Annotated in this window: 21 protein-coding genes; 3 read left to right on the top strand and 18 right to left on the bottom strand. The window is 58.7% G+C overall.

Features of this window, described 5'->3' with window-relative positions; genetic code table 11:
- Positions 1-16: 16 nt before the first annotated feature.
- Both epd and tkt read right to left on the bottom strand, forming a co-directional pair.
- Entirely contained in the window at positions 17-1,036 is a 1,020-nt protein-coding gene (gene epd / locus EKN38_RS06475) for an erythrose-4-phosphate dehydrogenase (RefSeq protein WP_014833195.1), read from the bottom strand.
- 356 nt (positions 1,037-1,392) lie between these two features.
- Entirely contained in the window at positions 1,393-3,384 is a 1,992-nt protein-coding gene (tkt, locus tag EKN38_RS06470) for a transketolase (RefSeq protein WP_014833196.1), read from the bottom strand.
- Positions 3,385-3,656: 272 nt separating this feature from the next.
- Here tkt and EKN38_RS06465 point away from each other — a divergent pair, with 272 nt between their 5' ends.
- Together EKN38_RS06465 and EKN38_RS06460 are read left to right on the top strand one after the other, a co-directional pair.
- The gene (locus EKN38_RS06465; RefSeq protein ID WP_014833197.1) at positions 3,657-4,415 is read left to right on the top strand and encodes a M48 family metallopeptidase; all 759 of its coding nucleotides are present in this window, start codon (positions 3,657-3,659) and stop codon (positions 4,413-4,415) included.
- 209 nt (positions 4,416-4,624) lie between these two features.
- Positions 4,625-5,893 carry an OprD family outer membrane porin gene (locus tag EKN38_RS06460; RefSeq protein WP_014833198.1) on the top strand — a complete coding sequence of 423 codons (1,269 nt, stop codon included), beginning with the start codon at positions 4,625-4,627 and terminating at the stop codon, positions 5,891-5,893.
- A gap of 91 nt (positions 5,894-5,984) precedes the next feature.
- On the opposite strand, the gene EKN38_RS06455 is transcribed toward EKN38_RS06460, so the two are convergent.
- The 14 genes from EKN38_RS06455 to EKN38_RS06390 all read right to left on the bottom strand — a co-directional run bounded on the left by EKN38_RS06455 (position 5,985) and on the right by EKN38_RS06390 (position 18,679).
- The gene (locus EKN38_RS06455; protein WP_014833199.1) at positions 5,985-7,625 is read right to left on the bottom strand and encodes a thiamine pyrophosphate-binding protein; all 1,641 of its coding nucleotides are present in this window, start codon (positions 7,623-7,625) and stop codon (positions 5,985-5,987) included.
- Between the two features lie 13 nt (positions 7,626-7,638).
- On the bottom strand, positions 7,639-9,108 hold the full coding sequence (locus EKN38_RS06450) for an aldehyde dehydrogenase (protein WP_014833200.1): 1,470 nt from the start codon (positions 9,106-9,108) through the stop codon (positions 7,639-7,641).
- Positions 9,109-9,117: 9 nt separating this feature from the next.
- Positions 9,118-9,888 (bottom strand): aspartate dehydrogenase, encoded by a 771-nt coding sequence (locus EKN38_RS06445; protein WP_014833201.1) that lies wholly within the window; start codon positions 9,886-9,888, stop codon positions 9,118-9,120.
- Positions 9,889-9,897: 9 nt separating this feature from the next.
- The gene (locus tag EKN38_RS06440; RefSeq protein WP_014833202.1) at positions 9,898-10,692 is read right to left on the bottom strand and encodes an SDR family oxidoreductase; all 795 of its coding nucleotides are present in this window, start codon (positions 10,690-10,692) and stop codon (positions 9,898-9,900) included.
- Positions 10,676-11,446: an alpha/beta fold hydrolase gene (locus EKN38_RS06435; RefSeq protein ID WP_014833203.1), complete on the bottom strand. Its 771-nt coding sequence runs from the start codon at positions 11,444-11,446 to the stop codon at positions 10,676-10,678. Before EKN38_RS06435 ends, EKN38_RS06440 begins: the two co-directional genes overlap by 17 nt.
- A gap of 9 nt (positions 11,447-11,455) precedes the next feature.
- Complete coding sequence (locus EKN38_RS06430) at positions 11,456-11,986, bottom strand: cupin domain-containing protein (protein WP_014833204.1); 531 nt, start codon at positions 11,984-11,986, stop codon at positions 11,456-11,458.
- Positions 11,987-11,996: 10 nt separating this feature from the next.
- Complete coding sequence (locus tag EKN38_RS06425; protein ID WP_014833205.1) at positions 11,997-13,253, bottom strand: MFS transporter; 1,257 nt, start codon at positions 13,251-13,253, stop codon at positions 11,997-11,999.
- Between the two features lie 25 nt (positions 13,254-13,278).
- On the bottom strand, positions 13,279-14,466 hold the full coding sequence (locus tag EKN38_RS06420; RefSeq protein WP_014833206.1) for an NAD(P)/FAD-dependent oxidoreductase: 1,188 nt from the start codon (positions 14,464-14,466) through the stop codon (positions 13,279-13,281).
- Positions 14,463-15,389 (bottom strand): VOC family protein, encoded by a 927-nt coding sequence (locus tag EKN38_RS06415; RefSeq protein WP_014833207.1) that lies wholly within the window; start codon positions 15,387-15,389, stop codon positions 14,463-14,465. The genes EKN38_RS06420 and EKN38_RS06415 overlap by 4 nt, the downstream gene beginning before the upstream one ends.
- Before the next feature lie 78 nt (positions 15,390-15,467).
- On the bottom strand, positions 15,468-16,256 hold the full coding sequence (locus EKN38_RS06410; protein WP_014833208.1) for an IclR family transcriptional regulator: 789 nt from the start codon (positions 16,254-16,256) through the stop codon (positions 15,468-15,470).
- Between the two features lie 12 nt (positions 16,257-16,268).
- Positions 16,269-17,018: an SDR family oxidoreductase gene (locus EKN38_RS06405; RefSeq protein WP_014833209.1), complete on the bottom strand. Its 750-nt coding sequence runs from the start codon at positions 17,016-17,018 to the stop codon at positions 16,269-16,271.
- Positions 17,018-18,040 (bottom strand): aromatic ring-hydroxylating oxygenase subunit alpha, encoded by a 1,023-nt coding sequence (locus EKN38_RS06400; protein ID WP_014833210.1) that lies wholly within the window; start codon positions 18,038-18,040, stop codon positions 17,018-17,020. Before EKN38_RS06400 ends, EKN38_RS06405 begins: the two co-directional genes overlap by 1 nt.
- A 10-nt stretch (positions 18,041-18,050) precedes the next feature.
- On the bottom strand, positions 18,051-18,359 hold the full coding sequence (locus EKN38_RS06395; protein ID WP_014833211.1) for a recombinase-like helix-turn-helix domain-containing protein: 309 nt from the start codon (positions 18,357-18,359) through the stop codon (positions 18,051-18,053).
- Positions 18,356-18,679, bottom strand: coding sequence for a Rieske (2Fe-2S) protein (locus EKN38_RS06390; RefSeq protein WP_013098654.1), 324 nt, complete (start codon positions 18,677-18,679; stop codon positions 18,356-18,358). Before EKN38_RS06390 ends, EKN38_RS06395 begins: the two co-directional genes overlap by 4 nt.
- A 414-nt stretch (positions 18,680-19,093) precedes the next feature.
- Between EKN38_RS06390 and EKN38_RS06385 the strand changes: the two genes are divergently transcribed.
- Entirely contained in the window at positions 19,094-20,305 is a 1,212-nt protein-coding gene (locus tag EKN38_RS06385) for an MFS transporter (RefSeq protein WP_126521838.1), read from the top strand.
- A gap of 3 nt (positions 20,306-20,308) precedes the next feature.
- On the opposite strand, the gene speB is transcribed toward EKN38_RS06385, so the two are convergent.
- Together speB and speA are read right to left on the bottom strand one after the other, a co-directional pair.
- On the bottom strand, positions 20,309-21,229 hold the full coding sequence (speB, locus tag EKN38_RS06380; protein WP_002434404.1) for an agmatinase: 921 nt from the start codon (positions 21,227-21,229) through the stop codon (positions 20,309-20,311).
- 211 nt (positions 21,230-21,440) lie between these two features.
- Positions 21,441-23,417, bottom strand: coding sequence for a biosynthetic arginine decarboxylase (speA, locus tag EKN38_RS06375; RefSeq protein WP_014833212.1), 1,977 nt, complete (start codon positions 23,415-23,417; stop codon positions 21,441-21,443).
- Position 23,418: the final 1 nt, after the last annotated feature.

The raw sequence follows: 23,418 nt of genomic DNA, 5'->3' as shown, positions 1-23,418 counted from the left end.
AGACGCACGATGCGTCTTACCTGAAACCTTTGGCGGCCATTGCTAACGTGGTGTCGAGCATACGGTTAGCAAAGCCCCATTCGTTATCACACCAGACCAGCGTCTTGATAAGGTGTGCGCCACTGACGCGCGTTTGCGTGCCATCAACAATGGCGCTGTGCGGGTCGTGGTTAAAATCCACTGAGACCAACGGTAATTCCGTATAGTCAACTATACCATGAAATGCCCCCTGTGCCGCTTTTTGCAGCAACAGGTTGACTTCACAAGCTTTTACCGGTTTTTTTACCGTCACGCTGAGGTCAATTGCGGTGACGTTTATCGTCGGTACGCGCACGGCAATCGCTTCAAAACGGTCATTAAACTGCGGGAAAATTCGGGTGATCCCCGCAGCCAGTTTTGTGTCCACCGGGATGATTGACTGGCTCGCGGCACGCGTGCGTCGTAAATCCGGGTGGTAGGCGTCGATGACCTGTTGATCGTGCATGGCGGAGTGAATCGTAGTCACAGTACCGGATTCAATGCCATATGCATCGTCTAACAGTTTGATGACCGGAATAATGCAGTTGGTGGTGCAGGAGGCGTTGGAGACAATACGGTGTTCGGCTTGCAGCTCATGCTGATTGACGCCGAAAACGACCGTCGCGTCGAGGTCGTTACTGCCGGGGTGGGAGAACAGGACTTTTTTCGCGCCGGCGGTGAGATGCGCTTCGCCGTGTTCGCGGTTGCCATATACGCCGGTGCAGTCAAGCACCACATCCACACCCAGTTCACGCCACGGTAGCGCGGCAATACTGCGCTCATGCAGTACGCGGATCGTATCGTCACCGACAAACAGCTGATCCCTTTCCTGGCGCACGTCCCAGGCAAAGCGTCCGTGGCTGGTGTCATATTTCAATAAATGCGCCATGCCCGCAGCATCCGCCAGTTCATTGATTGCCACCACGGTAATTTCCGCCCGACGCCCGGATTCATATAAAGCACGAACCACGTTGCGCCCGATGCGACCGAAGCCATTAATCGCTACGCGTACGGTCATAGATCTCCTGCAAAGCTATCCCTGAGTTTGAGGTGGCTGAAAGAGTAATCCAGCTACGCCCGAAGGGGAATCTTTGCTATCACAAACTGCGATTGATTGGTCAATTGTCGAACATTTAATCGACTGAAACGCTTCAGCAAGAATAAGCGAATCGGGGAATAAAAGGAATGTCTGTCCAGATGAATAAGCGAGCTATATGACTTGCGTCACATTTTGGATGGAATAATTTACAGAGCAGTTACATGTCTGAGGAATAGTGCCTACAAAAAAGCCGGGTGACGCTTACGCTTACCCGGCCTATATTTTGTGCCATATGTAGGCCCGGTAAGCGTAAGCTTCACCGGGCAAAACGGCAATTACAGCAGTTCTTTCGCCTTAGCGACCACATTCTCAACGGTGAAGCCGAACTCTTCGAACAGCTGCTCTGCCGGAGCAGATTCACCGAAGGTGGTCATACCGACGATAGCGCCGTTCAGACCCACGTATTTGAACCAGTAGTCAGCGATACCCGCTTCAACCGCCACGCGTGCGGAAACGGCTTTAGGCAGTACGGATTCACGGTAAGCAGCATCCTGCTTGTCGAACGCATCGGTAGACGGCATGGAAACCACGCGCGCTTTAACGCCTTCGGCAGTCAGTTTGTCCCAGGCTGCAACAGCCAGCTCAACTTCAGAACCGGTTGCGATGAAGATCAGCTCTGGCTGACCCGCGCAATCCTTCAGTACGTAGCCACCGCGCGCGATGTTCGCCAGCTGCTCTTCGGTACGATCCTGCTGTGCCAGGTTCTGACGGGAGAGGATCAGCGCGGTTGGACCGTCCTGACGCTCAACGCCGTATTTCCATGCCACGGCAGATTCCACCTGGTCGCATGGACGCCATGTGCTCATGTTCGGGGTGACACGCAGGGAAGCGACCTGCTCTACCGGCTGGTGAGTTGGACCATCTTCGCCCAGACCAATGGAGTCGTGGGTATAAACCATCACCTGACGCTGTTTCATCAGCGCCGCCATACGCACGGCGTTACGGGCATATTCCACAAACATCAGGAAGGTAGAGGTGTACGGCAGGAAACCACCGTGCAGGGAGATACCGTTCGCGATAGCGGTCATACCGAATTCACGTACACCATAATGGATGTAGTTACCGGCTGTATCTTCGTTGATTGGCTTAGAGCCAGACCACAGGGTCAGGTTAGACGGTGCCAGGTCAGCAGAGCCGCCCAGGAATTCCGGAAGCAGCGGACCGAACGCTTCGATCGCATTCTGAGACGCTTTACGGCTGGCGATTTTAGATGGGTTCGCCTGCAGCTTAGCGATGAACTCGTTCGCTTTCGCGTCGAAGTCAGACGGCATTTCACCTTTCATACGACGGGTGAATTCAGCCGCTTCCTGTGGGAAGGCTTTAGCGTAAGCCGCGAACTTCTCGTTCCAGGCGGCTTCTTTCGCCTGACCCGCCTCTTTGGCATCCCACTGAGCATAAATATCAGATGGAATTTCGAAAGCAGGGTATTTCCAGCCCAGCGCTTCACGCGTCAGTGCGATTTCCGCGTCGCCCAGTGGCGCACCGTGAGAATCGTGGGTGCCCGCTTTGTTCGGTGAACCGAAACCGATGATGGTTTTGCACATCAGCAGGGACGGTTTGTCCGTTACCGCACGCGCTTCTTCAATTGCACGTTTAATCGAGTCAGCATTATGACCATCAACACCACGCACAACGTGCCAGCCGTAGGCTTCGAAACGTGCCGCAGTGTCATCAGTGAACCAGCCTTCAACATGACCGTCGATGGAGATACCGTTGTCGTCATAGAACGCCACCAGTTTGCCCAGCTTCAGGGTACCTGCCAGGGAGCACACTTCATGAGAAATGCCTTCCATCATGCAGCCGTCGCCCATGAACGCGTAGGTGAAGTGGTCAACGATGTCGTGGCCAGGACGGTTGAACTGTGCCGCCAGGGTCTTCTCAGCAATCGCCATACCCACCGCGTTCGCAATACCCTGACCCAGTGGGCCAGTCGTGGTTTCAACACCCGCGGTGTAACCCACTTCCGGGTGACCTGGAGTTTTGGAATGCAGTTGACGGAAGTTTTTCAGCTCTTCGATTGGCAGATCGTAGCCAGTGAGGTGCAGCAGGCTATAGATCAGCATTGAGCCGTGGCCGTTAGACAGCACGAAACGGTCGCGGTCAGCCCATGCCGGGTTCTGCGGGTTGTGGTTCAGGAAATCACGCCACAGGACTTCGGCGATATCAGCCATACCCATAGGGGCCCCTGGGTGGCCGGATTTGGCTTTCTGTACTGCGTCCATGCTCAGCGCACGAATAGCATTAGCAAGCTCTTTACGTGAGGACATTTTAACTCCAGATCGGACTGTTAAAGGCCATGCCCTTGACGACAGCGCGTTTTGGGCTACGCCGGAAAAAAGTGCCAACAATGTAACCCAAGCGGCATGCCATGTACATGGAGCATTCTTTTGCCGCTTAAGAAATCTCTGGATCATGCTCGCATGTTGCGCAATCTGCTCGCCCGGGCGCGTCGATATTCCTTATACTTAGCCCGACCCCGGCTTCGCTGTCGGTGTACTTTTCGGATTTTATTCAGATTAACGAGTACGGAAGCAATCTCATGAAAATGCGTGCATTAGTGCTGGCCCTGGGTACAACGTTCCTGCTGAGCGGTTGTCAGAGTATGGATTCTAACGGCCTGATGTCCTCAGGCGCAGAAGCCTTTCAGGCCTATTCCCTGAGCGACGCGCAGGTTAAAGCGCTGAGCGACCAGGCCTGTAAAGATATGGATGGAAAGGCTACGATTGCCCCGGCCAACAGTCCCTACACGCAGCGTCTGAATAAAATTGCCTCTGCGCTTGGCGATAACATCAACGGTCAGCCGGTGAACTACAAAGTCTACGTCGCAAAAGACGTGAACGCCTTTGCCATGGCGAACGGCTGTATCCGCGTCTACAGCGGGTTAATGGACATGATGACCGATAACGAAGTGGAAGCGGTGATCGGCCATGAGATGGGCCACGTTGCCCTCGGCCACGTGAAGAAAGGGATGCAGGTCGCCTTAGGCACCAACGCCCTGCGCGCAGCGGCGGCCTCGGCGGGCGGTATTGTGGGCAGCCTGTCCCAGTCACAGCTTGGCGATGTGGGTGAAAAGCTGGTCAACTCGCAGTTCTCTCAGCGTCAGGAGTCCGAAGCGGATGACTACTCCTACGATCTGTTGCGCAAACGCGGTATTAATCCAGCAGGCTTAGCCACCAGTTTTGAAAAGCTGGCCAAACTGGAAGCCGGACGTCAAAGTTCCATGTTTGACGATCACCCGGCCTCAGAAGAGCGTGCACAACATATTCGCGACCGTATGGCCGCAGACGGAATTAAATAATTTTGGAAGGAGGCAAATTGCCTCCTTTTTATTTCGCATGAATTGCTAAATTAACCGCACATATCGATAACATCCACAGAAAGCCCGTCACACCTGCCCTTCACCATTGAAATGTCTGGTCACATAATTATTGCAATCGGTTACTTTTCGGGTAATTATCGAATCCGCAGTAATTCAAATTAATATATTAAGACAGAGACGTTCCCTCCGTGAAAAAAGAATTATCGTTAATTGCGTTAAGCTTATTCGCCACATTCCCTGCCGTTGCGAGCCAACAATCAGACAGCCAGGGTTTTATTAATGACAGCCATTTAGATCTGTTTTTACGCAATGCGTATATCAGCCGTGATTATCACCAGGGCCAGCAGGATAAAGCAGAATGGGGCCAGGGTATCATCGCCACCTTTGAATCCGGCTATACCGAAGGAGTGGTTGGCTTTGGGGTGGACGGCATTGCGCAGTATGGTGTGCGTCTGGATGGCGGGCGCGGCAAGAGCGGCGCGGGCGGCATTGACTTCTTTAAACAGGAAGACGATGGACGCGCAAAATCCGATCTGGCGAAATTTGGCGCGACCGCCAAAATGCGCATCTCGAATACCGTACTCAGTTACGGTAATCAACGTCCCGAGCTGCCAATCATTACCGCCGACAGCTCACGCCTGCTGTTTGAAAGCTACACCGGCACCCTGCTGACCTCGAAAGAGATCGACGGTCTTGAAATCAACGCCGGTTACTTCACCGACGAGCAGCGTAAAAGTGACGATCGCCACGACAGCGGTCTGAAAAGCCTCACCTTCGGCGGCGCGAGCTACCAGTTCAATGACCAGTTCAGCGGCGCGCTGTACGCCTCCCATAACGAAGAGGTGATGAACAAGCAATATCTGGGCATGAATTTCAAACAGCCGTTCAGCTCCGGACAACAGCTGGTACTCGATTTTAACGGCTACAACTCACGTCTGGACCAGGGTTACGCTGACAGCCTCAATACGGGCCGCAGCAACACCATCTGGAGCCTGGCGGCGAGCTACATCTGGGATATCCATACCTTTAAAGTGGCGTACCAGCAGAGCAGCGGCAGCACCGGCTACAACTATGGTGGCTACCGTGACCAGGGCGGTGTAGGTGACGGCGGCAACACCATCTGGCTGGCGAACTCCTACTGGTCTGATTTTAACGGTGAAGACGAACGTTCATGGCAGGCGTCTTACGGGCTGGACTTTGGCGGTCTCGGCTTGCCAGGCCTGACCTGGACCACCGCCTACGTGCGTGGCGACAACATTAAAACCGCTGAAACCAGTAACGGCAAAGAACATGAATGGTTTAACCAGATTCAGTACCAGGTGCAGGATGGCCCGGCGAAAGATCTGAAGCTGAAACTGCGCTATTCCGTACTACGCGTCTCCAGCAACGCCAGTGATTACAACGTGGGCGGGGATGAGATCCGCGCGTACGTGGAATACCCGTTTAACGTGTTCTGAGTTTATCCCCTCACCCTAACCCTCTCCCAAAGGGAGAGGGAATATGATCACCCTCTCCCTTTGGGAGAGAGCCAGGGTGAGGGAAAAACAGCTAGTAAAGCGTCTTCTGCGGCGGCCCGGCAAACTTCAGCGCGCCAATTTGGCCCATCCGCACTTCCACTACCGACGGTCCCGGCATCGACAGCGCTTCCGTCATCACCGCATCAAAATCCTCTGCCCGCTCAATGCTCCATGCCTGCAGGCCAATTGCCTGTGACAGCAGGGTAAAGTCCGGCGTATGCAGCTCGTTATAGTACTGACGGCCACCGAAATACTTGTCCTGTATACCGCGCATGACGCCGTAGCCGCCGTCATTCATGATCAGCAACGTCACGTTGGCCTTCTCCTGCGCCAGCGTCGCCAGTTCGCCCAGATTCAGGCTCAGACCACCGTCCCCCACCAACCCCACCACTTTACGCTGTGGGTTGGCAATCGCGGTGCCGATCGCCATCGGCAGGCCCATGCCAATTGCCCCGGCCAGAGAGTGGATATTCATCAGCGGCCCCCTGGCGCGGAACAGTCGGCTGCCCCACAGGCTGCCGGAAACGGTAATATCGCGCACCAGCAGTCCATCTTCAGGTAGCGCTTTCTCTATGGCATCGTTGAGTTGCGCATAGGCGCCGCACTGTTCACGCAGCCCACGTTCGGCCTGTGTCACCGCCTCCTGAACCAGACCATCCCACTGAGCATTCCCCCATTCACGCCCCTGTGCTTTTTCAGCCAGCGCGTTCAGCAACGCGGAGCAGTCGGCTACCAGCGTGTTATCCATCAGATAGTTACGGCTGGCCGCCGCCGGGTCGATATCAATCTGCACCCGCGGAGAAGGCAGCTCGAGCGTCCATGAACGGGTCTCATTGCTGCGAAGACGTGAACCGGCGATCAGCGTAAAGTCACACTGCGAAATGAGCGCCTCGACCGATGGCGAGTTGTGGAACGCCCGCAGGCTGGCGCGATGGCTGTCCGGCAGCACGCCGCGCGCGTGAGTACTGGAGATCACGGTGATACCCGCATCCGCCAGCTTTTTCACCGACTCAGCGCTGCCCAGCGCACCACCGCCCAGCCACAGCAGCGGCTGTTTCGCCTGCTTGAGCTGCGCCCACAGCGTATCGATAACGGTCGCATCAACGCTCACACCCGGCGCCGGTTTCACCGGTGCGGTCACCAGCGACAGCGGAATTTTCGCCCCCTGAATATCAATCGGGATCTCTACGGAGACCGGCCCGCACGGCGGCGTCTGCGCGTCCTGAATCGCTTTATGCAGAATCGCTATCGCCTGACTGGCATTGCTGATGCGATACGCCCGTTTTGAGCTGGCCTTCAGGAAGGTCAGCTGGTCGCGGGTTTCATGGATAAATCCGGTGTCGGCATCCAGCCAGGCTTTTTCTACCTGCCCGGTTAAGTGCAGCAGCGGCGTGCAGGCGTTCATCGCTTCCACCAGCGCGCCTACGGCGTTACCCGCACCCGCGCCGGTGCTGGTCAGCGCCACGCCGAGGCCGGAAAAGCGCCCGTGGGCATCGGCCATGGTGACGGAACCGGCTTCACCGCGTGCCGGTACAAAGCGGATGTTACCGCGCTGTCCTACCGCATCCGCGATGGGCAGGTTGTGAATGGAGATGACGCCGTAGATGGCCTCTACCTGATACTGCTCCAGCGTTCTGGCGATGGCGTCGCCGACGGTTATCATTTCGCTCATTGCTCACCCTTTCTCAGTCGCACCAGTGGTTGACGCTGTTACCCGTCGCCAGATAAATGCTCTTTTGCTGCATCCAGGCTTTCAGCCCCTGAATGCCCTTTTCGCGGCCCAAACCGCTCTCTTTAAAGCCCCCGAACGGGGTCGAAATCGCAAACACTTTGTAGGTGTTGATCCACACCGTGCCCGCCTCAAGCTGCTCGCTTAAGCGCAGCGCGCGCCCGGTATCGCGCGTCCAGATCCCGGCGGCCAGACCGTAAACCGAGTCGTTGGCCTCGCGGATAAGCGTGGCTTCATCGCGAAACGGCATCGCCACCAGCACCGGGCCGAAGATCTCCTCCTGGCAGGTGCGGGCGCTGTTGTTCAGCCCTTCGATAATCGTGGGCAGGAAGAAGCTGCCGTTTGCAAGATTAGGATCGGCCGGGATCTCCCCGCCGCACAGCACGCGGCCCCCTTCACGCTTCGCCAGCTCAACGTAAGCCAGCACGCTCTGACGATGGCTGGCGCTGATCAGCGGCCCCACGTGGGTACCCGGCGCGAACGGGTGTCCGACGCGCAGACCGCGGGTTAACTCCAGCAGCCGCGCCATCAGCGGGGCGTAAAGGCTCTCATGGATAAACAGCCGCGAACCCGCGATGCACGCCTGTCCCGCCGAGCTGAAAATGCCGTAACAGATCCCGCGCGCGGCCTGCTCAATATCCGCATCCTCCAGCACGATAGTCGGCGATTTTCCGCCCAGCTCCAGCGATGCCGGGATCAGTTTTTCCGCTGCCACGTGCGCCAGGTGACGGCCCGTGGTGGTGCCGCCGGTAAAGGAAATTTTGCGTACCTTAGGGTGGCGTGCCAGCGCATCGCCAATCACCGAGCCTTTGCCCGGCAGCACACTCAGCAGCCCGGCGGGCAGCCCGGCCTGTTCAAATATCCGCGCCAGCTCCAGCGCCATCAGCGGCGTGGCTTCGGCGGGCTTGAGGATCACCGCGTTACCCGCGGCAATGGCCGGCGCGACCTTCTGCATCTCGCTGGCAATCGGCGAGTTCCACGGCGTGATGGCCGCCACCACGCCGAGCGGCTCATAGCGGCTCAGGGTCAGTAAATCCGGCTGGCGCGGCGTCGGCAGTTCCCCTTCCAGCAGCTCGCAGGCGGAGGCGAAGTAGCGCGCCGTGCCCGCCGCGCTCATTACCAGCCCGCGGGCCTCCGCCAGCGGCTTGCCGTTATCGCGGCTCTGCATCTGAGCCAGATCGTCGACGCGGGATTCAATGAGATCCGCCACCTTGTGCAGGATCTTTGCCCGAATATGCGGCAGACTGTGGCGCCAGGCGGGATCTCGCCACGCACGCTCACCGGCCTCGATCGCGTCCTGCAGGTCGTCCAGACTTGCCGCATTCAACGTCGCGTTGATCGACCCGTCAGCCGGAAACTGGCTCTGCATCGGGTTGCCGCTGCCGTGTCGCCAGTGGCCGCCGATAAATATCTTCAGATCGTCCATCGTCACTCCTCAGCTCAGGGCCAGCTCGCGGCAGGCGCGTACCGCGCTGAGTGCCGCCAGGGTGGAGGTTTTCGGGTTAGAGGCAAGCGGCAGGCCGCTTAGCTCCAGATGGAATTCACCAAACGCGCCCTCCACGTGCAGCGTGTGGGTGTTACGTTTCGTTGACGGGTCGACCATCAGCTGTACGCGCGTGTCGTCCATTCCCACGCCGCCGAGCGCCACGGTGGCCGCCACGTTGGCGTTGGCCGGGAACAGACGCGCCGCCTCGCGGGCGCTGCCTTCAAAAAAGACCTGCGCAACAGCCACCGAATTCAGATCGATAAGCTGCTCGGCATAGCTGCCGCGCCAGCTGGCCGGGCTTTTACGCGACTGGTAGGTCACGCGTGCCAGCCCGCCCTCTTTCGCCGCCGACAGCCCGTCAATGCCGGCCACCGCCCCGGAGAGCAGCGTCAGCCTGCCGCCTGCGTTGAGCAGGCGCTGTTCGAGCGCGCTGTCCGCCAGTGCGCCGGTCGAAATGACCGCCAGATGCCAGCCACGACGTAAAATGTCCTCACCGTACTGCGCTACCGCCTGCTGGCTGGCGCACTCGAGCACCAGGTCGGGCGTTTGCACGCATTGCAGCGGTGAGGTCAACGCCACTACCGCATCACCAAACTGCGCGTGAATCGCCGCATGATGGGCCTCGCGCGCCACAATCCAGCCGATAGCCACGCCAGCGGGCAGGCGCTCAATCACCGCCTGCGCCATGGCACCAAAACCAATCAACATAACCTTTTTCATGATGTGTCCTTACAGATGGCGGCAAAAGCCGCCGGAAACGTCCAGCGCCGCACCGGTGGTAAACGAGGCCAGCGGTGAGGCGAGAAACAGTAGCGCCTGCGCGGGCTCCTGCGGCTTGCCGAGGCGCGCCATCGGAATACCGCGTTTGCGGGCGATCTCCGCCGTCCACTCCGGCCAGCTCTGGCTTTTGTCTGTCCGGTTTTCAAAGCGACGCTGCCACTGTCCGGATTCGACCATGCCAAGCAATATCGAATTCACGCGAATGCCTTTACCCACCAGCTCTTTTGAGAGCGTCAGCGTCATGTTCAACAGCGCCGCGCGGGCGGCAGAGGTGGCAATCATGTGCTCCTCCGGCTGGAGCGCCAGCAGGGAGTTCACGCAGGTGATGGAAGCGATGTCGGACTGCTCCAGCAAAGGCTGAAACGCCTGCACCGGGTTGATCACGCCAAACAGTTTGAGTTCGGCTTCATGCAGCCACGCCTCGCGCGGGGTGTCATGGAAATGCGCCACGTATCCCTGCCCGGCGTTATTGATCAGCATGTCCACAGCACCAAAGCGCGCCTGAACGGCAGCCGCGAAGGCCTGCATCTCGTCAGCGTTCAGTACGTCACAGCGATAAGAGAAAACCTCCCCGTCGGGGTATTCGTTGTGCAGCGCGGCATGGGCGCTGGCGAGGCGATCCGGATCGCGGCCACAGAAGGCCACTTTTGCCCCCTCGCCCAGCAACAGGCGCAGCGTTTCGAAGCCAATACCAGAAGAACCGCCGGTGACGACCGCTACGCGTCCGTCAATTTGTGCATTCATCGCGCACCTCTTCGTTAATACGTAAAAGCTGTTGGTTAAAAAACGCATCGTTATCGAGATAGCTGGCGTGACCGGCCTGGGCAATGGCGATAAACGGCATGCCGTAGCGCAGCGCCAGCCCCTGCACCAGCTCGGGTTGCGTGATTGCATCCTGCTCGCCGCACCACACTTCAAAGTTGCCGGAATAGCGCTTCAGCCAGCCATGAATATCGTCGTGCGCCAGCATCCACGCGGCGGCGAGGTAGCCCTCGGGGCGAAGCCTGCGCATGCCTGCTGCCACAGTGGCGATATCCGCTTCACGTGCGCCGGGACGCAGCAGTTTTGCGGCGCGGGTCTGCGCGAGGATTTCACCGCCGAGGGCCATCTGCTGCTCGCGGCTGCGCCAGACCTGCTCGCGCTGCTCCGGCGCGGCCTGGCCGTAACCCTGCGCGGCGTCCGCCAGCACCAGATGCAGCACACGATCCGGATATTTCGCCGCAAAGGCGCTGGCAACCAGTGCCCCGAGTGAATGGCCCACCAGCACCGTCTGCCAGACGCCAGCCCGATCAAGCATCGCCGCCAGCGCGTCGGCGTAATCCCCCGCGTTCACCCGTTCCGCGGCCAGCATCGGGCTTTCGCCATAACCGGGCATGTCCCACGCCAGCACGCGAAAACCGTTCAGCGCCATCTGCTTGTGCCAGGAGGCTGCACCAGAGCTAATCCCGTGCAGCAGCATCAGCGGAACGCCGCTTCCCTGTTCACGAAAACCCGTCATCATGCCCCCTTAGTTCCGCTTCACTTTCGAGAGCGGATGGTCCGCCGGGTAGGTCGGAATTTCCGGCTTGTTGGTGCCCAGCATGACGCACATCAGCGCCTCTTCTTCGCCGTGGTTAAACAGCCCGCGATAGATCCCCGGCGGAACGGAGATCAGGTCGCGCTCGCGCAGCACGGTTTCGGTGTAGTTATCGCCGTCCTGGATCATCAGCGTGATCTGCCCTTTGAGCATGAAGAACACCTCTTCCACATCGTCGTGCAGGTGCAACGGTCCTTCGCACTTCGACGGCAGCACCATGGTGGAGAAGGTAAAATGGTCCGCCTGCACGGTGTTGGTGTCGCTCGCCACACCCGTGGCGCCGGTGCCGATATAGCGCATCTGCGCGCGGCGGTATTTCGGGTCAAAATCGGCCTGGAACTTCAGCGCGTTCCAGTCGTATTTGCGACCCTCAAAGCGCGCAATACGCGACTCGACCCACTCTTCCATCGTCAGGTGGTCAGGTTTGATGCCAGATGTATTGGTTACGGTTGAATCAGTCATGACACTCTCCTCAGTAACGTCTCAGCAGCGGCAGTAACAGTACGCAGCCCACCGCCGCCATCACCGCCAGAAAAATCAGCCCGGAATCCATGCTGTGGGTGAAGGCGATAAGCGCGCCCATCACCGCCGGCGACAGCGCGCCCGCAAAGTTTCCCAGCCCGTTGAAAATGCCGCCCGCCGTGGCGCTCACCCGTGGATGGGTGGCCTTTGCCAGCAGGGCGAAAATGTTGGGTGCCCCGGTGCCCCACATGAATGTGCTGAAGCTCATCGCCGCAATGATGGTCAGCGGGGTGTCGAGGTGCATTACGGCCGTGAGCCCGACAGCGGCCCCCGCCATGGAGATAAAGCAGGCCGCCGCACGCTTATCGACCCGATCGGAGAGCCACGCGCCAATCACTTCCCCCGCCAGCATGGCGATAAACGGCATCGACGACAGCCAGCCCGCGTGCTCAAGATGGATCCCTTTGCCTTTGATCAGATAGCCCGGCAGCCAGCCGTTGATGCCCCACAGGTAGGTCAGGAAAGCGATGTTAAAGATGCAGATGATCCAGAAGTGCGGGCTGACAAACAGCTCGCGCCGTGCAGCACGCCGTTCGTCCCGGGAGGTCTGTGACGTACCGCTCTTCGCCTCCAGACGGATCCCGCGCAGACCCACGCGCACGAAGATCAGCACCGGCACGGTCAGCATCGCCATCACGAAGAAGGTGCTCTGCCAGCCGAAGGTGTTCAGCAGCCAGAGGGAGAGCGGGAAGCCAATCGCCGCCCCCACCGGCGTGCCCAGCAGCCAGAGCATGGTGGCGCGCGCCTGCAGATGCTGCGGGAAGTTGTGGCGCACAATGGCGAAGGCCAGCGGGAACAGCGGCCCCTCCGCCACGCCCAACAGAATGCGCAGCACGATCATCAGCGTGTAGTTATGGGTAAAGCCCATCGCCACCATCAGTACACACCACACCACCATCATTCCGGTGAGCAGGCGCAGCGGGGCAATTTTGTCCCCCAGCCCACTGAGAAAGACCGATGAAAAGCCGTAGCTCAGCAGGAAGGCGCTCATCAGAATGCCGAGGCGCGTGGTGTCAAAATCGATGCCCATCGCCTGCTGAAAATGGCCGTCAGAAAACAGCGCCGCAATGCTGATTTTGTCGAAAAACGCCAGCAGCACGCAGGCCAGCAGCGACAGCGGGATGGCCCAGCGTACCGCTTTTTCAGGCGTGCGGGTCCCCTCACCGCTCGCCTCAACGGGCGCGGTGTTGGTCTCTAATGTGGTCATGTCTCCCCCTACGGGTGCGGGTTAGCTATCGCAATGACATCAGTGAAAAAGTCGGGTCGGCGAGCGGCACGTCTGATAAATCCCGCCCGGCCGCCATCCAGCGTTTCGCCAGCTTGACGGTGCGCGCATCGTTGAACGCCACCAGCTGCGTCAGGCGCCCGTTTTCGTCCAGCGAGAAGTACAGCGCGTCTTCACGCACTATGGTGCGGCTGCCCGGCTGCGGAATGCCGAGGATCTGAATATTGTGCTGGTATTGATCCGACCACAGCCACGGCGCGTCGTCATAGCCCGGCGCATCGGGGTTGAGCATCGCTTTTGCCGCCACCACCGCCTGATTCTGAGCGAAGGCCCAGGACTGAATGCACAGGCCGTAATGATGATGCTGTGCCACATCCCCGGCAGCGAAGATGGACGGATCCGACGTGCGGCCCTGCGCATCCACCACGATCCCGCGTTCGGTTTGCAGCCCCGCGTCGCGCGCCAGCTCCAGATTGAGATCGACGCCGATCCCTACCACCACCGCATCAACGGTTTCACGCAAGCCGTCGCAGTGAATGACCGGCAGGCCGCCGTCGTCTTCCAGCTCCAGCGCGCCGCTGCCGGTACGGATATCCACGCCCTGCTCGCGGTGAAGGGCCTCTAAGCGCTGCGATACCTCGCCGCTCACCGAGCGCATGCACAGCGCGGGCTGCTGTTCGAACAGGGTGACCGCCACGCCACTTTTGCGCGCAGATGCGGCAATCTCCAGACCTATCCAGCCGCCGCCCACAATCGCCAGGGTTTGGCTTTCCGCCAGCCGACGTTTCAGGCGCTGCGCGTCCTGCCAGTGGCGGAGGGTGTAGACCTGCGGATGCACAGACCATGCCTCACCCGGCAGGCGCGCCCGCCCTCCGGTGGCAATTAAAAGTATGTTGTAACTAAGATGCTCGCCGTTGCTCAAACGCACCGTTTTCGCCTTGCGGTCAATCTGCTCCGCGCGCAGCGGACGGTACCAGGTCAGATTCAGCGCCTGCTGAGCCTCTTCAGTAAAGAGTCGCGGAAGCGTCGCGTCCGTCTCCAGCAGAGCCGCTTTCGACAGCGGCGGACGTTCATAGAAATCCCACGCCTCTTCCGCCACTACGCAGATCTCACCGTCAAAGCCCTCATCGCGCAGGGTTTTCGCCGCCCAGCCCCCCGCCTGACCGCCACCAATAATGACAATGCGCGACGTCATACCGCCTCCGGTTTTTTCTGCTGGCGGCGCGTATCGTGGTCGATACCGCCTTCCACCGCCCACTCGGTAAAGGAGACCAGCGAATGCTCCAGCTCGCGCGGCTGCCAGTTTTCCGTCAGGTAGTCGTCATTGGTGTAATACTCGAACGCCCCGCCGGTCGGGCTGTTGACGTACCAGAAGTAGGCTGACGACACCGGATGGCGGCCGGGTCCGATAAATGTGCTCCAGGCGTTTTTGTTCATCGCGATCCCGCCGCCGATCACTTCGTGAATATCGCGCACGGTAAAGGCCACGTGGTTCAGGCCGCGCTTACGGTTCGGCAGCTGCAGCAGGAACAGGTTGTGATGGCCGCCACGCACGCCGCAGCGCAGGAACACAGCGCGGTTGATGTAGCGGTCAGAGACCTGGAAGCCGAGCACCTCGCGGTAGAATTTCTCCACCGCCGCGAGCTCCTCCACGAAGAACACCACGTGCCCCACGTTAATGGGCTGGGCGCGATCGTAAACCGGGCTGGGGGTGTCGATACGTCGAGCGTCGCCCCACTGGTTGATCGGCTCAACGTTTAGCTCCACTTCGGTCTGCTGGCTGACCTGCACACGCAGCGTCATGCCGTTCGGGTCAAGACACTCCAGGGCGTCACCCACTTCGCGAAAGCCGGGCTGCTGCGCAAGCTTCGGGCGCAGCGCATCCAGATCTGACTGTGCGGCAACCGCCCATGTCATGCGGCGCAGGGTGTTGCCCGCTTCAAACGCCGGGGGCAGGTCGGGGCTGTCGATCGGGTTAAGTTCCACGCGCGCGCCGCTCAGGGTGGTAAAACGCTGGCCGCTGGCATCGCCCGTCAGGCCAAAATCACGCATAAATTTGGCGCAGTGCGTCAGGTCTTCAACGCCAAATTCCAGCTTTTCAATTCCGGTTACACTCATCGTTCGTTGCCTCATCTGGCCCAAATTGGGCGTAAAACATGCCCGACGCAGCAAAGCGCCTGACGTTAACTCACTGATTTAACTGGCCTGTGATAAATACCCTAAGAAGCCAGAAATTTTGTCCGCCGCCAGACGAACCTCGTTTTGCAGTCGCTCGCGGTCGGCTTGTGGGATCTCTTCCGACGGCACCAGAATGCTCACAACCGCCGCCACGCGATGGCTTCGGTCAAACACCGGATAAACGATGGAGGAGATACCGTGGCGGAAGAAGGATTCACCGATCACGTATCCGCGGACTTTGTCCTGCTGCACCATCTGCCACAGGGCTTCACGGTCATGAAGCTGACCCGGTGTGTTGCCCGGCAGGCGCTCCTGCGGGAACAGCTGTTCGAAATCGGCGCGGGAAATATCGGTCAACAGCATGCGGCCGAGCGAAGTACAGTGCACCGGCAAACGGGTGCCAATGCTGACCTGGTTGATGCGTGACCCGGCGGCGCTGACGCGGGCGATGTAGATGATGTCGCGCCCGTCGCGGATCGCCAGATGGCTGCTGCACTGGCTTACGTCGCGCAGATGTTCAATCACCGGCTGACCCACCTGCGCCGCATCCAGCGAGGCGATGTACTCAAAACCCAGACGCAGCACGTTCATGCCGAGCGAGAAGGTATTGGTACGGGTGTTGCGCTCCAGAAAGCCCATATACTCCAGGGTCTGCACCACGCGGTAGGCGGTGGCCTTCGGCATCTCCACCAGCCGGTGCAGCTCGGCAAAGGTCAGTTCGCGATGCTGCTCGCCAAAGGCCAACAGCAGCTGCAGGCCACGCTCCAGCCCCGGTACCAGATACTTCACTTCCTGATCGTTTGCCATCATCGCCCTACCTTAGTTAAAGACAAAACCGCCGTTGACCGGGATCAGCTGCCCGGTGATAAACCGCGACAGATCGCTTAACAGCCAGACCACGCTGCCGGTGACATCTTCCGGCTGCTGTGCCCCCGTTAACGCCCGGCCGTTTTCGTAGAGCTGATGCCGCTCGGCGGGCACATATTCGGTGGCCTCAACCCGGGTCAGTCCCGGCGCGATGGCGTTAATACGAATACGCTTTTCACCAAGCTCGCGCGCCATTGAGCGGGTCATGGCAATCACGGCCCCTTTGCTGGCCACGTAGGCCATCAGGCGCGGCGCACCCCACAGGGCAGTGTCGGACGCCACGTTCACTATCCCTGCCCCCTCGCGCAGAAGGGGTACCGCGGCCCGCGTCACCAGCCAGGTGCCTTTGACGTTCACGCTCATCACGCGGTCCCACAGGTCAGGATCGTAATCGAGCATGTTTTTGCCGCCCACGCCGGTCGCCATCGCCGCGTTATTCACCAGCCCATCAATCTGCCCCTGCTCGCCAATCGCGTTGAACACCTGCTCAATGGAGGCCGGATCGGCGAGATCGATAACGTGCGATTCGATCGTAAAACCCTGTGCCCGCAGAGCGTGTGCGCTTTCGGCCAGCTCACCTTCGAGGATGTCGCACATCACCACCGCGGCACCCTGCTCCGCGCAGGCGCTGGCGAAGTGATAGCCCAGCCCGCGCGCGGCGCCGGTCACCACGATGCGTTTCCCGCTCAGCAGCGCATTCATCAGGCGGCTCCCTGCTGCGCGTCACGCATCGCCAGTTGCTCTTTAGCGGCCTTTTGCATCATGCGGCGCAGGCGCGAGAGACCGACATCGTGCTGGTACAGGTATTCGTGGTCGCGGGCGTTGGGCGCCAGGCTTTCCAGCACCACGCGGTCCTGCTCCAGCACCTCCCAGTGCAGTTTTTCCAGGCGGTTGCGGTACATAAAGCGCCACATGTCGCGCTGCCAGCCCTGCACGCGGCGGATACGCCAGAAGAAGACGCGGCAGTTGTCGTTATCTTCCGGCACCACCATACCAACGATGAAGAAGTGACCGCCCGGCCCAAAACGCTTCTTGTACGGAATGGAGAGTCGCATCCAGCAGGTGCCGCTGTTGCCCAGCTCCACCCAGTCGAAGTTGACGCCGCTCTGCCCTTTTTTCTCGAAGATAAAGCCGGTCTTCGTCGGCTGCAGGACCATGTCGGCCTTGCGATCCCCTTCCGCCATCGAGTGCGAGGAGGAGTGCAAATAGGTGCCGTGCATCGGATCCATCACATTTTCCAGCGCGTACTGGTAGTTACATTTCCAGGCCGCGGTGCAGAGGAAGTTGCTGAAATGTTCCGTGTCGGCGAGTTCATCCGGGAAGCTCAGTTCATCCGGCTGCTGATCGGCAGTGACGCCAAACCACAGGAAAATGGCGCCGTGCGCCTCCTGCACCTGATAGCTGCGCACGCACTGCTGGCCGACCAGCGGACATTTGTCCACGGCGGGCACGTCTTTCACTTCACCGTTGCCCGCCACTTCCACGCCGTGATACCAGCAGGCGATGCGGTCGCCGAGATTCCAGCCCATCGACAGACGCGCGCCGCGGTGCGGGCAGCGGTCTTCCAGCGCCTGCACCTGACCATCTTTGTTGCGCCAGACCACAATCTGTTCGCCCAGACGAGTAATGCCCACGGGCGCAGACTGCACTTCCCAGCTCGCCAGCACCGGATACCAGAGGCCACGCAGACCTTTATCGAGATAGTTTTGTACGGTAGTTGTCATCGCGTCGTCCTCAGTAGCCGTTAACCTGTAAGAATGCCTGGAAGCTGGCGTCGCTCCACGGCTCGCCCTGCTGGTCGTGCATGCGCACCGCGTTCAGCCCGTTGACCAGCTCCGGCAAGGTTTCAACGCCCTGTTCAAAGAGATCTTCCAGCGTGGCGATAAGGCTCATTTCCCAGTTTTCCGGCATCCGGCTGCGGGTCTGCCAGATCAGGTTCTGATACTCACCCGGTTTATGAATGGCGCCGTTCCCGCCTTCTGCCGGGGGCGTAAACTGGCGGCTTTCGGGCAGCGCCGGGTTGAAGTTCAGGATGTCGCTCATGCCACGGTCTCCTCGACAAAAGTAATCTGGATTTGATTTTCAAAGACCCGAACCGGGTAGCGGTTAAGGTTTCGGCCGCCGGGGCCGTGCAGGCACTGGCCGGTTTTGACGTCGAACACCGCCTCGTGCAGCGGACATTCCACTTTGCCGTCCTCGACAAAGCCCTGACTCAGCAGCGCATAGGCGTGCGGGCATACGTCTTCCAGCGCGTAATATTCGCCGTCGATTAAATAAACGCCGATCTCTTTACCTTCTACGTTGCCGCTAAAAGGGAAATCTTCCTGTACTTGTTCTGCGTCACATACGCCTATCCAGCTCATCACGATCCTCCAGGCTTTTGTTTCATATATGAAACTCTGTTTCTTATTTAATACGGTCAATATAAAAGCGATGAATGTTTCGTCAAGCGTCAATGTGACGAATTTGTTAATTGATCGGCAATTAATAAGCTAAGTGTGCAAGGGATCACGAAAAAATGCAGCGATATGAAATTTTCATTATTGAGGCGTGAAAGAATACGTTTTAGTGATGAGCTAAAAGAGTAAATGAAAAATATTGACTTCTTTTCTTTTTCTTCCTTAAAAATAAAGCAAAGAAAAAGCGACAGGTTTCACCTGTGAAACACATTTTCAAACAACCTTTTAAAAACAACGAGTTTCACAGGTGAACCATTTTAGCTCCGTGACAATCACATTGATAAAAATATAAATTCTCGAACGCATAAGGCGGGCAATATGACGGCAAGATGGCAAGGCACAATTGCACTGTTATTTCTCATTATTATTTCCTACGTTGACCGGGTAAATATTTCGGTGATGATTTTAAATCCGGAATTTGCCGAACATTTTCAGTTAAATGAAAACAGAATGTTACAAGGAATGTTAATAACCTGCTTTCTGCTGGGTTATGGATTCTCGGCTTTATTATTAACACCGGTTATCGAAAGCAAACTGCATTATCGACATGGATTATTAAGCAGCATTGCGATTTGGGCTCTGGTCTGCGCCATTTCTCCCTTACTCGGCTCGCTGATGGGGATGCTCATCGCACGCGTGATTCTGGGCGTCGCGGAGGGGCCGCTCTTTTCACTGAAAACCCGCTTTATCAGCGATAACTTTGGTGCAGAAGAGATTGGCAAACCCAACGCCGTGACCGCGCTGGGCGTCTCGCTCGGGCTGGCCGTGGGCTTTCCGCTGGTGACCTGGTTGATGGCCCATCTGGGCTGGGCCGGATCGTTTTATGCGCTGTCGGCAATCAACCTGCTCCTTGGCGGCGGTCTCATCTGGCGTTTCCTGCCGGCACCGCGCAGTACGGTAAAAATGCACAAACGGGGGCTCGCAGAGACAGTGACGCTTGCCTGGCAAACCCCGCTGTTGGGCTGGATCCTGCTGGTTGAAATCGCCACGCTGAGCTATCTCTGGGGGAGCAGCGCCTGGCTCCCGGCGTGGCTACGCGACGAACATCACTTCTCGCTGCACGCCACGGGCATGCTCGCTGCCATCCCCTTCCTGTTGAGCCTGGGCTCAAAATTCCTTGGCGGGGTACTGCTCGATAAAATGCGGCCTGAACAGGCACCGGTGCTGTTTGTGGCGGGCGGGGCGCTGACGGCGTTATCCGTGATCGCGCTGATGCTCAGCCATCAGCCTGCCTGGCTGGCGCTGTTTATGCTGTCGGCTAACGTCTTCTGGGGACTTCAGGGCGCGGCCATTCCGGCGGTGATCCAACATCACGCCGCGCGTGAGGCGGTGGGGAGCGCGTACGGCATCATTAATGGGATCGGCAATATTTGTGCCGCCTTTATTCCGCTGCTGATGGGAATGGTGATGAGATCGGTGGGGTCGGTCAGCTCTGGCTTTTCCGTGCTGGTGGTGTCGCAGATTATCACCCTGCTGGCGGGGGGAATGTTGCTGCTGCGCATGCGTCGCGCAGCAGCACTCAGCGCGTAAGGCTTATTCGCCTTTTTTCGCGGCCTGTATATAGAGCATCTCCAGTGCCAGGGTCGCCGCGGCCAGCGCGGTGATCTCGGACTGGTCATAGGCAGGCGCCACTTCCACCACGTCCATCCCGACAATGTTCAGATCCTTCAGGCCGCGCACCAGTTTGATGGCGCGGTCTGAGGTCAGCCCGCCGATCACCGGCGTACCGGTACCCGGGGCAAACGCCGGATCCAGACAGTCGATGTCGAAGGTCAGGTACACCGGCATATCACCGACGATCTGCTTAACCTGCGCGATGATGTCATCCACGCCGCGATCGTTGACCTGGCACGCGTCCAGCACGGTGAAGCCGTTGTCTTTGTCAAACTCGGTACGGATACCGATCTGCACGGAGTGGTTAGGATCGATCAGACCTTCGTTCGGTGCGGTGTAGAACATGGTGCCGTGGTCGAACTCGCAGCCGTTCGCGTAGGTGTCGGTGTGCGCATCGAAGTGCACCAGCGCCATTTTACCGAAGTGCTTCGCGTGGGCGCGCAGCAGCGGCAGGGTCACGAAGTGGTCACCACCGAAAGAGAGCATGCGCTTACCGGCAGCCAGCAGTTTCTCGGCATGCGCCTGCAGCTTTTCGCTCATTTCACGCGCGTCACCGAAGGCGTACACCAGGTCGCCGCAGTCCACCACGTTCAGGCGTTCGCGCATGTCGAAGTTCCACGGGAAGCGGTTATGCTCCCAGGCCAGGTTGGTGGAAACCTGACGGATCGCCGCCGGGCCGTGACGACCGCCCGCACGGCCTGATGTGGCCATATCAAACGGCACGCCGGTGATCACCCAGTCTGCGTCGCTGTCGTACGGCTGGAAGTTCATCGGAAGGCGTAAAAAACCAAACGCGTTAGAAACCAGAGAGTTGTCGTACTGATGACCTAAAGTGCTCATGTCCTGACCTCTTTTAAAGTCGATACATTAAAAACAGATGAAAAAAAATCCCCTCCGCGTCGTTAAACCCGACGAGGAAGGGATTGATTCGTAAATCGCTTATTGGGGCGAATTATCGCCGGTAATTCATACGGGTTCAAGTGAGTATAAGGCATTGTGCGGCCTTTGCCCCTCACCCTAACCCTCTCCAACCGGGAGAGGGTGGTTTGCCTTATTCGTCTTCCAGGTAGGTGTACCCGTACAGACCCGCTTCAAACTCTTCCAGGAACTGCTGCTGCAGCGCATCATCCAGACCGGTGTTTTTCACCTGATCGCGGAATTGCGTCAGCAGGGTTTTCGGATCCAGTTGCACATATTCCAGCATGTCCGCCACGGTGTCACCTTCATCGGACAGCTCCACTTCCACGCTGCCGTCAGGGAAGACAAACACGTCAACCGCTTCGGTATCACCGAACAGGTTATGCATGTTGCCAAGGATCTCCTGATACGCGCCGACCATAAAGAAGCCCAGCATTGGCGGGTTCTCAGGGTCGTACTCCGGCATGGGCATGGTGGTGGCGATACCGTCGCCGTCAACATAATGGTCGATAGCACCGTCGGAGTCACAGGTGATGTCCAGCAGCACCGCACGACGCTCCGGAGCGTGATTCAGCCCTTCCAGCGGCAGAACCGGGAACAGCTGATCGATACCCCAGGCATCCGGCATCGACTGGAACAGCGAGAAGTTGACGTAAATCTTGTCCGCCATACGTTCCTGCAATTCGTCGATAATCGGACGGTGCGCACGGTTGCTCGGGTCCAGCTGTTTCTGCACTTCATGGCACATGTTCAGATAAAGCTGCTCCGCCCACGCGCGCTCCTGCAGGCTAAAGGTGCCTGAAGAGTAGCCGACGTGGATATCATGCAGATCCATCTGGCTGTCGTGCAGCCATTCGCGCAGCGAACGACGCGTGCCCGGCTCGTGCATCTCCTGCCAGGTTTCCCACATGCTTTGCAGCGAACGCGGGGCATCGTCTTGCGGTGGCGTCGCTTCGGTGATTTCGCTGCGCTCAACGCCGATGATGTTAGAGACCAGCACCGTGTGGTGCGCGGTCACCGCGCGGCCAGACTCGGTGATCACCGTCGGGTGCGGCAGGCCGTGCTCTTCACAGGCATCGCCAATCGCCCAGATAATGTTGTTCGCGTATTCGTTCAGGCCGTAGTTCACGGAGCAGTCGGACTGCGAGCGGGTACCTTCGTAATCCACGCCCAGGCCACCGCCCACGTCGAAGCACTGAATATTGACGCCGAGCTTGTGCAGCTCAACGTAGAAACGTGCCGACTCACGCACGCCGGTGGCGATATCGCGAATGTTAGCCATCTGCGAACCGAGGTGGAAGTGCAGCAGCTGAATGCTGTCCAGACGACCACGCTCGCGCAGAATTTCCACCAGCTGCAGTACCTGGTTTGCCGCCAGACCGAATTTGGATTTTTCGCCGCCGGAGGACTGCCATTTACCGGACCCCTGCGAGGCCAGGCGCGCACGCACGCCAAGACGTGGCACCACGTTCAGGCGCTCGGCTTCTTCCAGCACGATGGCGATTTCCGTCATCTTCTCGATAACCAGATAGACCTTATGGCCCATCTTTTCGCCAATCAGCGCCAGACGAATGTATTCACGGTCTTTATAGCCGTTACAGACGATCACTGAACGGGTCATGCCCGCATGCGCCAGCACGGCCATCAGTTCTGCTTTTGAACCCGCTTCCAGGCCCAGCGGTTCGCCGGAGTGGATCAGGGATTCAATCACGCGGCGGTGCTGGTTCACCTTGATGGGGTAAACCAGGAAGTAGTCGCCTTTGTAACCGTAAGATTCACGCGCGCGTTTGAACGCGGCGTTAATAGAACGCAGACGGTGTTGCAGGATCTGCGGGAAGCAGAACAGTGCAGGCAAACGCTGGCCCTGCGCTTCACGGGCTTTCACCAGTTTGGCGAGATCCACGCGCGCTTCAGGGACGTCAGGATCCGGGCAGACGCTGATGTGGCCCAGTTCGTTGACGTCGTAGTAGTTATTGCCCCACCAGGCAATATTGTATGTGCGCAGCATCTTGCTGGCTTCCTGGGAGCTCATCGCAACCTCCTGCATGGAACGTAGTACACCCTGTTCGCCCGCTGACGAAGGCGAAAAAGAAGACATGTCGTCAGACATA

The organism is Enterobacter sp. WCHEn045836 (assembly GCF_003965585.1).
GTDB lineage: Bacteria > Pseudomonadota > Gammaproteobacteria > Enterobacterales > Enterobacteriaceae > Enterobacter > Enterobacter dissolvens.
This window is presented reverse-complemented; position numbering and strand designations above follow the sequence as displayed.